The organism is Moorena sp. SIO3I6 (assembly GCF_010672095.1).
In genome coordinates this window covers 1-13,167 of sequence record NZ_JAAHHU010000148.1, presented here as the reverse complement: position 1 = coordinate 13,167, position 13,167 = coordinate 1, and the positions used below count along the sequence as shown (strand labels likewise).

Genomic DNA, 13,167 nt, shown 5'->3' with positions numbered 1-13,167 from the left:
ATAGGGAATAGGGAATAGGGAATAGGGAATAGGGAATAGGGAATAGGGAATAGGGAATAGGGAATAGGGAATAGGGAATAGGGAATAGGGAATAGGGAATAGGGAATAGGGAATAGGGAATAGGGAACAGGGAACAGCGGCTCTGGGAATAGGTAATAGGGAATAGGGAATAGGTAAAAAACTCTGTACCTCATGACTATGATAAAAGCTATAAAAAAAATCAGAATAGTTATATTAAAGTATATATAAAGTCGATTTTCGGTATTGTTTATACCCGTAGAATTATAGGAATTGGTATAATGGTGTTTACAAATTCAAGGGACGAAAGAATGCAGCGAGGTAGCGCGGTTTTGGAGAGCCAGTTGCTGATCTGAATCCCCATCTCCCCATCTCCCCATCTCCCCATCTCCCCATCTCCCCATCTCCCCATCTCCCCATCTCCCCATCTCCCCACACCTCCCTATCCCCACACTTCCCACACCTCCCACACTTCCCACACCTCCCACACCTCCCTCTCTTTCCCTGATCAGAAGTTCCCTATTCCCTGTTTCCTATTCTCTACCTGCAGCGCGATCGCATTAATTATTCTCTAGTCAGAGAAAATATTGACCAATTTTCATATCCGTAACAATAGGATAAAGTTTTGATAAAATTACTACATTCCATGGTGACATAGTACCCAATTTATGTCATCAATGAATAAAGGATTGTTTGACCGCAAAAACTCAAGCTCTTGGGGGAAGACTATAGTATAGTTCTGAGACTATGTCAGCAAAAGAATTTTGGTGGAGCATCTACGTCATTTAGATAGGTTTTGAAAAACGAAAAATCAAAACCCTGTAACTAATACAGCGGCAGATTGATCATATTTTTCATTAGCTGTAATAATCGGTGCTTTTGTGAAGGTTTAGCATAGTAGTCTATTCTTGCCCATGACTCTGTAAAGGGTATCGGGATCATGGGGATTGAGTGGATATCAACTTGCTAGCGTATTACTTGCTGCCCAAAATTACCAACTAAAATTACCATAGCTTTAAACACAGATAAAGGTTGGAGACTACAAGACTATGACGAGAATTGAAGCCGAAAATTTTTCTAATATAACTAACTTTGTAACTACTGCTAATCCTGATGCCTCCGGGGGCGCACTAATCAGTCTATTTGATCCTGTTACTAATACTGCTTTCCCCCCTGGTACTGCTAGCACAAGCTTTAATCAGCCCACTGGTAGCTATGAAGTAATCATTGGCATCTTTGACGAAATAGATGGAGAAAGCACCGTCGATGTCAGGATTGGCAGTACCGTCTTTCCCACAATCACTCTTAATAATCCTTCCTCTACTGCTAGCGGTATCCCCGAAGCCTCCACTTTCGTCCCTTTGCAGATTAGCTCCAGCACGTTTATCCGTAATGGAGACCTGATCGAGGTTAAAGGTACTACTGATGGTGATGAATTCATCCGATTTGACTATATGGAGTTCAACCTGACCAACGAACTCCCGGTAGCAGTAGATGATACCGCCACAACCACTGAAGATACAACCGTTAAGATTAACGTCTTAGATAATGACACTGATACTGAGGGAGACAGCACTCTAACTGTTATTAGTGATCCCAGTAATGGTAGTGCAGTAGTAGATGACAATGGTACTCCTGATGATCTAACCGATGATTTTATTACTTACACTCCGAATCCCGACTACAATGGACTGGATAGTTTTACTTATCAGTTAAACGATGGCGTTAACCCTGCTGACACCGCTACCGTTAACATTACTGTTACTCCTGTAAATGATGCACCAGATGGTACTGCTGTGGTTAACAATAACGGTACCTTGGATAATACTAATGATGACGTTATTACTGATACTCCTGATCCAGATTTCAGTGGGAATGATAGCTTGATCGATCAGGTATCTGATGGCAACGGCGGCCTTGATACAGCGATCGATCAGGTATCTGATGGCAACGGCAACCAAAATACAGCGACTGTTGATATTACTGTTAACTCGATCCCTACCTTTGTTCCTTCGACTCTGACTCAGAACCCTAACAATACTTTTACTATCACTAGTGACACCACTGGCAACGCTCAACTCCTATTCTCCTTTATTAGTCGAAACGCTACTAATGTCAATGAAATTGGAGTTTTTGTCACCGATGATGACCAAGGTACAGTTAATGGTATTGCTCCTGGTCAAGAAGGGTATGTGGAAGCGGCTCTATCTAATGCTCAGACTATTTTCTCTGTGCTGTTGAATCCTGAAGATAGTGGTCAAACTACTCGTCTGATTAACAATTTTGATGTAGGGGATCAATTAGGATTTTACCTAGTACAAAATAGCACGAAAGAGGCAGTGCTAGCAGGACAAAATGCTTCTGTATTCTTCGGTGATGCTTCCTTCAATAGCGATGGTTTAGACCATATCCAAAGCGAGACTAATAGTGACGGTGTCTTGACTTTAAACTTTGAAGATGCTGATGATCAAGACTTTGATGATTTAGTGGTAACGGTTCAAGACGCTTCGGCTTTGACTCCGATTGTGGGGACAGGCAGTCCTCAGATTCAAGGGCAAGTGGAGCTACTGGATTTAACCGATGTGACTGGAACAGTAACACCTGAGATTGTGGTTAGTAGTCAAGCTGTGTTTGAGAATAGCTTTGGCTTTTATCAGGTTGATGATGCTAGTGGTAAAATTGGCAATCTCAACCCCGGTGATGCGGGTTATGCAGAGCTTGCAGTTTCCAACCAGGTCGATTTAGCCAGTGGGCTATCTGGTGGTGTATTGTTAGCTCCCTTCCTAATTGCTAATGGCACTGTTGAAGAGTTCTTGACTCAGAATCCTACGAATCAGCAGGGTTCCGGTCTGAATGCTTACTTTAGTTTCTTACCTGCTAACCCTGATCAATTTGACCACGTTCGCCTACTAGGGGACAATCGGTTTAGCTTCGAGGATACCTTTGGTGGTGGTGATTTAGACTATGATGACTTGGTAGTAGAGGTTATTTTCTGAATTTAATCGGGAGTCGGGAGTCGGGAGTCGGGAATCGGAATTGGGTTGTTGGTAGAACAGGCAAGATGCCTGTGCCACACAACTTCCTGTTCCCTGTTCCCTGTTCCCTGTTCCCTGTTCCCTGTTCCCTAAGATGGATTCTGCCATCCTTCCACAATCGCCATGCCCACATTCACATAGGGATTATCTAATAATTCTTTAAGGGCTTCTTTACCACCACTTTCTAAGGCACTAAGCAACCGTTGTTTAGTACTTGCTGGAATCGCAATATTCACAAACGCTGTCTTTTCTAAATCCGTGGCATTGGGGTTACTTTGCTCTAATTGTTTTAATAATTGTTGGATTTCGGCGGCGGCTTCGCTTAGGGTTTGGTTTTTCTCCGGGGCATAATTGTGTTTAGTTTGACTACCAATTTCTTGATTAACCTCACTTTGAGTCCCATCGACAAAGTTATTTTGAGACTGAGATCGATCGTATTGAAACTGATACTTGGAATGATAGTTGGAGTGATTAGAGTCTGAGGTTGATTCACTCATAGCGTTGTTTTCAACAGTGATAAGTCGGCTGGCTTGTAGTCTAGCAATTTCGATCAGGTCTTGGTAATGCTTCTGGTAAAGGGCAAGCACGCCATGGTTGTTGGTGGTTTGGGTTAGCTCTTGACGAGAATTAAACCGCTGGATGAATTGGTCACTGACGGCATGGTCTTTAGTTTCCGCAGCAGATTGAATCAGGGTTTCCCGTAAGACCAGAGCTTGGTTAACCTCCAACAGGGTGGCTAGCAGCAGGTACACACCGCGAAATCGGGGGTCACTCAAATGCTCGTGCTGACGTTCTCGATTCTCGGTTTTCAGGAAGGTCTGGACGATAAAGTATTCCTGGATTTTATCGTGACGAAACTTCCATTCCCGATAGGTACGACCAAACCCATCCTTCTGCTGACGAGTCAGTACCATTTTATACCGTTCCATGCAATGCAACTCATCCAAGCAGCCCTCTTCTGGGATGGTAATTTGATCATGGAGGCGCATCTGATAAACGGTTTCAGCAAATTCAGCCAGGGGAAAGGGACAAAGGTGAATCTGTTGATAGTCCTCTGCCATGATCTCATACTGCTGCTGTTGCAAGTTCAGCAAATCCGGGTCTTTGCCCTGGGCCAACAGTTGCGCCACCAAAGTCAAATCCATGGGATTGGACAGAAACCGACGTACTGCCGCTAACTCCTGTTTGGATTGGGTTTGCTGGAGTTGGCTGGCCAGATAGTCGTCACAGGCTTGCTCGTAGGCCACACCCGATACCGGGGCATCCTCCGGCAAAATCCCTTGGCGAGAGGTGAGGAAATCGGCAATTTGCTGGCGCTTGAGGGGTTGCAGCACGTAGGTTTTGGCCGTAGCTGGGGGTGTCCATTCCAAGGGTTGGGTGGTGAGGATAATATGCCCCTGGACGTGATGCTCCACAAAGGTATTAATGGTAGCTCTGGTGTCTGGGCTGACTTCATTGAGTCCGTCAATGCAGATATCTAGGGTATTGTAGTTAATCAGGCTTTGTAGGAATAATGGGTCCTCAGCAGCGATGGGCAATTTAGCTTGAATCGCTTCCAGCACACCACCGGCACATTGGCTGGCTGGCAAGTACACCGCCAGCCGCCCCGAGGTTTTGACTAAATTCCGGAGAAACATGGATTTGCCCAATCCCGATTCCCCGACCAGAACCACGGGAGACTGGAGTTGGGCAATGGCAGTTTGAATCGGTTGGGTATGGGTGGCTCGTGTAATTTTAACGTGAGACTCGGGAAAGTAAGCCTGGGGATCGAAGCTATCTAAGCTAGCATCGGCCACCAGCACCTTACGGAAGGGAGCGAGTAATCGGTAGCGCAACCACGGAATCCAGGTCAGAGCGATGCTGATATAGCCTAAGCCCACAATGGTGCGAAATTTCCAGTCCCAGATTAGGCCTTGGACTTGCAGAGAACGAGGATAAATGATGATCAGCAACAACCAGCCACTGACATGGACTAGCCAAACCTGAAACCCAATCAGAAACCAGTGCTTTCCTTCTAAGGCAATAATTTTGGCATTGACGGCGGCAGCAAGTTGGGAGTCTATAGACTTAAGATTTTTGTAGTGTTTCTTGAGCAGATCCATATCTGCTTGCTTCCAGTTCACCTTGTTAACAACTATGGCAATCTGCCTTTCTAAGTCTTTGCGCAGTTTAGACAGAGGTTGGGTATCTTCCCAGATGTCGGCAAATAGGTTGAGAACGTCCAACCCTTCTTGGTGATTGATGACCCGAATTTCATGGGGATATTTCTCAGGTGAGCCCAGCCACTTGATTAAGAGCAGTGAGTCTTTTTCCCCACCACTGAGGAAATAGGCCAGAAAACGTAAGCTTGGTGCTTCTCTTTGGTACCGGTAAACTTCATTCAATACATAAAGTAAGTTTTTTACCTCAAATGATCCCATCCGCTCCAGAGCTTTTGTTGCACTATCACGGACATAACTCTCTGAGTCGGTTAAAAGTTTGGCGATTTGGGGAGCGTACTGAGATGGTGCTGCTCCCATCTCACCCAGAGCATATGCCGCAGAATGGACATTCCAATCTGATTCGGTTAAAAGTTCTAGGATTTGGGGAGCTATCTCAGATGGTGCTACTCCCATCCGCGCCAGAACGTATACCGCCCTAGCACGGACACGGTCATCTGAGTCGGTTAAAAGTTTGGCGATTTGGGGAGTGTACTTATAGGCCGCTGCTCCCATCTCACCCAGAGCCGATGCCGCCCTATGAGGAATATGGTTATCTGAGTCGGTTAAAAGTGGAATGATTTGGGGAGCGTACTCAGAGGCGGCTGCTCCCATGTTCCCCAGAGCCGATGCCGCACTATTACGGACCTTCCAATCTGAGTCGGTTAAAAGTTTGGCAATTTGGGGAGCGTACTCAGAGGCGGCTGCTCCCATGTTCCCCAGAGCATATGCCGCACTAGAACGGACATGACTATCTGAGTGGGTTAAAAGTTTCGCAATTTGGGGAGCGTACTCAGAGACGGCTGCTCCCATCTGACCCAGAGCCGATACCGCATGATAACGGACATCACTATCTGAGTGGGTTAAAAGTTCAACGACTTGGGTAGCGTACTTAGAGGCAGCTGCTCCCATCTGACCCAGAGCCCATCCCGCACTATAACCGACACTCGAATCTTCGTCGGTTAAAAGTGGAAGGATTTGAGAAGCGTAGTCTTTAGCTACTCCCATCTGACCCAGAGCCGATACCGCACTAGCAAGGACATCACTATCACTATCTGAGCCGGTTAAACGTTCAACGATTTCGGGAGCGTAGTCTTTAGCTACTCCCATCTGCCCGAGAGCTTTTGCGGCACTATAACTGACATTACCATCTGAGTTGATTAAAAGTTTGGCAATTTTGGGAATGTACTCAGAGGCGGTTGCTCCCATCTTCCCCAGAGCCAATACCGCACTATCATGGATATCACTATTTTCGTCGGTTAACAGTTCAGCAATTTGCGGAGCATACTTATAGGCCGCTGGTCCTATCTCACCGAGAGCTTCTGCTGCACTAGCACGGACTCTGGACTGAACCAACTTTCTCTCATTCTCGGTCTGATCCTTACTCTCATGCTTATAGGCCAATAACTCTGCAATCTGCTCAATTCTCTCGTTAGGAATCTCAAGGGGGTGCTTGAGTTGATCTAATTTATACCTAGACAATTTGTCCAAAGCTTTAACCCATACCTCAGGGTCGGGGTCATCCAGTGCTGCCACAATCCCCTTGAGCTGCCACGATTTTGGCTCAGGGTGTGATTCGTGAGAGTAAACGCATGGGTTAGCGTGACTCCCGTTAACAATCAAAAATACTGCTACTAGCAGTGCTAACAAACAACATAGGCACTGGGTAACAATAGTCTTAACGGTAGGGAAAAGCTTTGGGCGGTTGGCATCGCCTCTATGGGGCATGGTGATAGTTTCCCACGGAGTTAGTAAGGTCAATATATGAAAATGTTGGCGCTAGACCCTAAGTCCAGCAAGCCTTTGACACTACGATGCTCCCCGAAGGTTAGTTTTAATTATACCAATTTTAGTGACTATTATATAGAACAGGGAATCGGGAGTCGGGAATCGGGAGTCGGGAATTGGGAATCGGGAATCGGGAGTCGGGAGTCGGGAGTCGGGAGTCGGGAATCGGGAATCGCGAGTGTGGGAAGCATGGAGTTTATGGGAGGTGTGGGAAGTGTCCCCCCCTTGTTAAGGGGGGTTAGGGGGGATCCCCACCTATTTGACCTCGTGGCTGGAATTAGGTTCTTGGTAGAACAGGCATCTTGCCTGTGATCAATATTTTCCTCACAGCATCGAAGCCTATTCTACACAACTACTCCCGATTCCCGATTCCCGATTCCCCATTCCCTATGTCACAGGCAAGATGCCTGTGCCACACAACTATTCCCTATGTCACAGGCAAGATGCCTGTGCCACACAACTGCCTGTGCTACGGAATTACTCCGTGATCAAGAAAAATTAGAAACTTGGCACCAGGCATCAAGGCTTTCAGAGCCTGCACATAGCCCTTAGCATCAGCAGGGTTGTCGAACCGAGCGAAAACCATTGGTGGCATGGGTGGTAACAACCTCACCATCACCCATGGGTATAGGCGTCTATGGGACATAAAATTAAGTTATCTCCTGTAAGGGGGACCAAGAGCCAGCCTGCAGCCTGCGAAAACTCTTAGGCTGGCTCTTCCCATGGACTTTATTTTGTCCACATTTTTAGTTTACCACAAAAAATATTATATCATAGCATATTTTTAATTTTTTGTAACAAACTTTTTTTGAGGGAGTAGGGAGTAGGGAGCAGGGAGCAGGGAGCAGGGAGCAGGGAGTGTGGTAAGTGTGGTAAACAGGGTGAGTGTTCCCCCCGCTGTTTTGGGGGGTTAGGGGGGATCCCCAGTTGGGGTTTCGCTATTTTCAGCTGAAACAGGCAAGATGCCTGTTCCACAACCCTAAATCTTCTCCGTTCCCGATTCCCGATTCCCGATTCCCGATTCCCGATTCCCGATTGCCTACTCCCTACTCCCTACTCCCTTATTTAGCAGAAATAGAAAATTACTACTATAAAGACTTGATAAACTTAACCGAATACTAGTGACATTAACCAAAACTCATGACATCAATGAGTAAGGTATTTTTTGGAGAGCAAGGGAAGAGCAGGTATGGCAAAGCTCTTTCCTTTTTCTAGGGGATATTACGGGATAAATTTTTTCTAGCGATCGCTTCATTGTAATTAAGATGTTTAATTAAAAATATAAACAAGACGAAGGCAATAAATACTTAATAACCTTTCGGATCCAAGAATATTTTTAATTAAGATAAGAGCATCCTTAAAACTGTCTTATGGCATCTGACATTTTGCCATAAATCTGGAAAATAAATCCGGATATCTGGAGGTAAGTAGGTATTTATTTATTGGTAGATCATTAGATAAGCATTCAGCGTTGTGCTATCCACTATATGCTATCAGCTATTAATGATAAGTTCAACAGCAATTTTGCTATGACCTGGATGTAACGCCAGGGTCACCCGTAAAAACAAACCTATGGACTTATTCTCTTGATATCAAAGGCTATCAGCTATCAGCTGACCGCTGCTGAGGGCACCTCAAGTAGCGTGGCCAAAGGCCTTTAGCTAATAGCTGTTGGCGTAGCCTGCGCGTAGCGCATATGCTTACCATCATTGTCAACGTTAAGTGCCCACAGCCTTAGCAACCGAGGAGTTTTTTAAGACGAAATATTATGGCAAGATTTGAATTTGAAGACCCCCGCTTTACTCTAACTAATTTTACAGAGGAAAATAATACCGATGCATCAGGTGGAATAGTAATCCATTTACCTAATAGGAATAGTCAGGGCAGTGCTACGACTACAAATACAATCTTAGATTTGCCCAGTGGCACTTACGAGGTTATCTTAAACGTTGCTGATGAGACAGACGGGAATAGCCAATTCGATGTCACTATTGGTGATGAGACGTTTTCATTCACTCTCAATGATCCCAATCCTGGTGCTGGTACTTTACCTGATGCTGAGACTTTCAAGAATATAACCGTTACTGAAAGCATATTTATTGCCGAGGGCACTCAAATCACCATTAACGGGCAAAGTGACGAGAATGAATTTCTTCGACTTGACTATATTGAGTTCAACCTAATTAATGAAGCTCCTGTTGCAGTAAATGACACTGTTAGTAATGATGGCAATCCCGACGTTACTATCGATGTCCTAGCTAATGACACTGATGCTGAAGATGATGCCTTGACTGTGGTCATTGACGCTCAGGGCGGTAATGGCACAGCAGTAGTCAATCCAGATAACACCATTACCTATACGCCAAATGCGGACTTCACTGGGCCTGATACCTTCACCTACCAAGTCAGTGATGGTGTCAATGAAGTTACAGCTACCGTTAACGTTGATGTCACTGCTGTTAATCAACCTCCAGTACCCACCGAGGATACTGTTACTATTGCCGTAAACAATGCAGTTAATATCAATGTCCTAGCTAATGACACTGATGCTGAAGATGATGCCTTGACTGTGGTCATTGACGCTCAGGGCGGTAATGGCACAGCAGTAGTCAATCCAGATAACACCATTACCTATACGCCAAATGCGGACTTCACTGGCACTGATACCTTCACTTATCAGCTCAGTGATGGTGTCAATGAAGTTACAGCTACCGTTAGTGTTGATGTCATTGCTAATGAAGCTCCAGTACCGGTAGAGGATACTGCGACCACTGCACCAAACACTGCAGTTACTATCGATGTCCTAGCTAATGACACTGATACTGATGGCGATGGGCTGACTGTAACCATTGAACAGCAGCAATTTAATGGCACAGCAGTAGTCAATCAAGATAACACCATTATCTATACTCCTAATAATGGTTTTATTGGGACTGATACCTTCACCTACCAGGTCAGTGATGGCATCAATGATCCAGTCACAGCTACCGTTAACGTTAATGTCACTGCTGCTAATCAAGCTCCAGTAGTGACAGGCGGTAACAATACTGCTACCACTGAGCCAAACACTGAAGTTACCATTGATGTTCTAGCTAATTACTCTGATCCTGATGGAGATCCGCTAACCTTTACCATTGTCACGAATCCAAGTAACGGTACGGCAGCAGTCAATGATAATGGCACTCCGGATAATCTGACCGATGACTTTATTATCTATACGCCAAATGCGGACTTCACTGGGACTGATAGCTTGACTTACGAGGTAAGGGATGGCAATGGGGGTACTAGCACAGCCACTGTTAACATTACCATTGAAGAGAGTGGTCCGGTATCCTCGGCTCTGACTCAGAATGCCAATAATACTTTCACGATTACCGGCGACACGGCTGGAACATCCCAACTCCAATTCACTCTTACAGGTCGCGAGGCTGGTGAGGTCAGTGAAATTGGAGTATTTGCTGTTGATAGTGCCGAAGGTACAATCAATGGCATTGCCCCTGGTCAGAGTGGTTATGTACAAGCTGCTCTATCTCAGGCTAAGACAATTTTCTCTGTTCTCCCTGACGGTTTAGGTAGTGCTCAACCCACCCGCATCATCGACAATTTTGACGTCAACGATAACCTGGTATTCTACGTAATCCAAGGTGGCTCTAAAGATGGGGTGCTAGGGGGACAGGATCCTACCTCCAACGTATTCTTTAGTGGTGCTTCATTTAATAGCGATGGTCAGAACCATGTACAGGTCACTGACAATGGCAATGGTTCGTTAACCTTGGGCTTTGAAGATGGCAATGACTTCGACTACAATGATGCCACTGTAGTTGTCTCAGACGGTTCAGGTTCGACTCCGCCAGTGGGAGTAGGCACTACCCAGATTCAAGGGCAACGGGAACTGCTGGATTTGAGGGACGTGACTGGTACAGTTACTGGTAGTCTTGTGGTCAACAGTGAAGCTTCTTTCAATAATACCGTTGGCTGGTATCGGATTGATGATGAAAGTGGCACAGTTAACGGTATTAGTGTTGGTAATGCTGGTTATGCACAAGCTGCACTATCCAATCGGGTAGACTTAAGTGCTGGAGTATCCGGTGGGGTAATACTGGCTCCATTCCTGATTTCCGATGGTACAGTAGCGGAGTTCCTAGCTGATAATCCTTCTAATGCAGATCAAGAGGATTCCGACCTGAATGCCTTCTTTGCTTTCGTGGGGGCTAACCCAGATGGAGTTGACCACGTTCGCCTGCTAGGGGATAACACCTTTGGTTTCGAGGATCTGTTTGGTGGTGGTGACCAAGACTACAACGATGTGGTAGCACAGGTTAACTTAACTGTTGTCTAAGTGTTGTCTAAGTAGAGTGCGTTAGTAACGCACCCTACAATTACTCCTACAATTACTCAAGCAGATATAGCTTACAAGCCTCAGGATCAGCTGAGGTTTTTTTTGTTTCATCCCATATTTTCACTGTTAAAATTAAAAAGCAAATAGCACTATAGCAATTGCAATCCTATCTATATGAACTCCTATCGTCGATTTAACCTAACCTTGGCAGCAGTTACCTTTCCCAGTTTATTTGGGTTTGGCTTATTGAACGCTGCTGTTGACCCTTACGGAGTTATAAATAGCCCAGAGTTACCCGGTCTAAATCAGTTAAAACCTGAACAATTTAACCATGTTAGACTATTCAAGGCTATAGATGTTATTCGTAATGAACCCAAAATCGTTTTGTTAGGTTCATCACGAACTGACCTGGGACTTAACCCAAACCACCCAGGACTGGAACCAGGAAAGTCCGGATACAATTTGGCACTAGTTGGTCCAAATATGTATGAAGTTAAACGTTATTTTGACCATGCTCTAACTAATCAACCGGATTTAAAAACCGTTGTGATTGGTATTGACTTTTTCATGTTCAATGACTTGAAAACTAATGCTCCAGATTTTAAGGAAAGTCTTATTAATCAAGAAACTATTCCCCTGCAAGAGTTGATTAATTCGACCCTATCCCTAAACGCGCTTAATGCTAGTAGAGCCACTCTAAGTTCTAGTATCAATTCAAAGGCTTACTTTCTCTATGATGCCAATGGTAGGCGTTTTATTTATAACAATAAGCCCAAGAAACCTTTACCAGCAGGGTTTCAGGAGATGCTCAAGGGCTTAATGACAAGTGAGGGCTATTATAAAGAATATCGACTTTCCGCTAGTTTTTTGAATGATCTTCAAGACATTGTCGATACCTGTAAGGAAAAAGGGATAGAGCTAAAAGTATTTATATCACCATCCCATGCTACTCAATGGGAAAGTCTTCGGGTTACCAGACTTTGGCCAGTGTTTGAAGAATGGAAACGTCAATTAGTGGAGATTACACCAGTGTGGGATTTCTCTGGCTATAACAGCATTACCACAGAAGCGATTAGCGAAGAGATGAAAAACTATTGGGATAGCTCTCATTATCGCGAAGAAGTAGGTGATCTAATCCTGAATCGCCTATTCAGTTATCAAGCTCACACTGTTCCAGAGGATTTTGGTGTTCTAATTACACCAGACAATGTTGAATCCCACCTCGGTAAAATTAGGAATGAGCGGGAGTCATGGGCAGAGACTAATGGTGATCTAGTAAAGTTAGTGGAAGATTTAAACCAAAAATCTGAGATAGCAAGTAAGTAAGTTTCCTATACTTGGTGTGGTTTGGTAAGCATTCAGCTTGTAGGGTGGGCAAAAACATTTTGGTTAAAATGAGTCTTCTAGATAAGATAACTTTGCCCACCCTACTTTAATTGGTATTTTTTTTACACGCAAGTAGCCAAAAAATAAAAGACCAGATTTTAGCTTGTAGGGTGGGCAAAAACATTTTGGTTAAAATGAGTCTTCTAGATAAGATAACTTTGCCCACCCTACTTTAATTGGTATTTTTTTTACACGCAAGTCCCTAAGCTGAATGCTTAGCCGAAAGATTCAAGAGCTTCCCCTGGGCTGATTCTAGAATCGCGTCTCGGATGAAGAAACTTGCTTGGATAATCTCTATTCCAATTAATTCTCCTGCTTCATTGAGTTCGGCGGTAATGTTAGGACTAATTTCGACACTACCTGCTTCTGGTTCATCAGACAGGGTAAGGTGAAGGATATCCTC

11 protein-coding genes are annotated in these 13,167 nt (G+C 44.7%); 5 read left to right on the top strand and 6 right to left on the bottom strand.

All coding sequences use genetic code 11. The features are described from left to right. Positions 1-194: hypothetical protein (locus F6K49_RS28160; protein WP_293083706.1), on the bottom strand; the 194-nt coding region annotated here is incomplete at its 3' end. Positions 195-314: 120 nt separating this feature from the next. Then, the gene (locus F6K49_RS28155; RefSeq protein ID WP_293066683.1) at positions 315-446 is read right to left on the bottom strand and encodes a hypothetical protein; all 132 of its coding nucleotides are present in this window, start codon (positions 444-446) and stop codon (positions 315-317) included. Positions 447-1,067: 621 nt separating this feature from the next. Between F6K49_RS28155 and F6K49_RS28150 the strand changes: the two genes are divergently transcribed. Next, entirely contained in the window at positions 1,068-3,014 is a 1,947-nt protein-coding gene (locus F6K49_RS28150; RefSeq protein WP_293101904.1) for a DUF4114 domain-containing protein, read from the top strand. Here the strand turns inward: F6K49_RS28150 and F6K49_RS28145 are convergent. Together F6K49_RS28145 and F6K49_RS28140 are read right to left on the bottom strand one after the other, a co-directional pair. Further along, entirely contained in the window at positions 2,976-3,161 is a 186-nt protein-coding gene (locus F6K49_RS28145) for a hypothetical protein (RefSeq protein ID WP_293101900.1), read from the bottom strand. The two genes, F6K49_RS28150 and F6K49_RS28145, sit on opposite strands and share 39 nt — an antisense overlap. Further along, positions 3,143-6,979 (bottom strand): HEAT repeat domain-containing protein, encoded by a 3,837-nt coding sequence (locus F6K49_RS28140; protein WP_293101897.1) that lies wholly within the window; start codon positions 6,977-6,979, stop codon positions 3,143-3,145. Before F6K49_RS28140 ends, F6K49_RS28145 begins: the two co-directional genes overlap by 19 nt. A 362-nt stretch (positions 6,980-7,341) precedes the next feature. Here F6K49_RS28140 and F6K49_RS28135 point away from each other — a divergent pair, with 362 nt between their 5' ends. Continuing rightward, a complete protein-coding gene (locus tag F6K49_RS28135; RefSeq protein ID WP_293020047.1) occupies positions 7,342-7,527 on the top strand; it encodes a hypothetical protein in 186 nt (61 codons plus the stop codon). Here F6K49_RS28135 and F6K49_RS28130 read toward each other — a convergent pair. Continuing rightward, complete coding sequence (locus F6K49_RS28130) at positions 7,509-7,685, bottom strand: hypothetical protein (RefSeq protein WP_293071773.1); 177 nt, start codon at positions 7,683-7,685, stop codon at positions 7,509-7,511. The two genes, F6K49_RS28135 and F6K49_RS28130, sit on opposite strands and share 19 nt — an antisense overlap. A gap of 281 nt (positions 7,686-7,966) precedes the next feature. Between F6K49_RS28130 and F6K49_RS28125 the strand changes: the two genes are divergently transcribed. The 3 genes from F6K49_RS28125 (at position 7,967) to F6K49_RS28115 (ending at position 12,704) form a co-directional block, all read left to right on the top strand. Next, positions 7,967-8,161: a hypothetical protein gene (locus F6K49_RS28125; protein ID WP_293071774.1), complete on the top strand. Its 195-nt coding sequence runs from the start codon at positions 7,967-7,969 to the stop codon at positions 8,159-8,161. A 646-nt stretch (positions 8,162-8,807) separates the two neighbouring features. After that, a complete protein-coding gene (locus F6K49_RS28120) occupies positions 8,808-11,378 on the top strand; it encodes an Ig-like domain-containing protein (RefSeq protein WP_293101893.1) in 2,571 nt (856 codons plus the stop codon). A 174-nt stretch (positions 11,379-11,552) separates the two neighbouring features. Beyond that, positions 11,553-12,704, top strand: a complete 1,152-nt coding sequence (locus F6K49_RS28115; RefSeq protein ID WP_293101890.1) for a hypothetical protein — start codon at positions 11,553-11,555, stop codon at positions 12,702-12,704. 262 nt (positions 12,705-12,966) lie between these two features. Here F6K49_RS28115 and F6K49_RS28110 read toward each other — a convergent pair. Beyond that, a partial coding sequence (locus tag F6K49_RS28110) for a DUF2283 domain-containing protein (RefSeq protein WP_293101887.1) occupies positions 12,967-13,167 on the bottom strand: 201 nt, incomplete at its 5' end.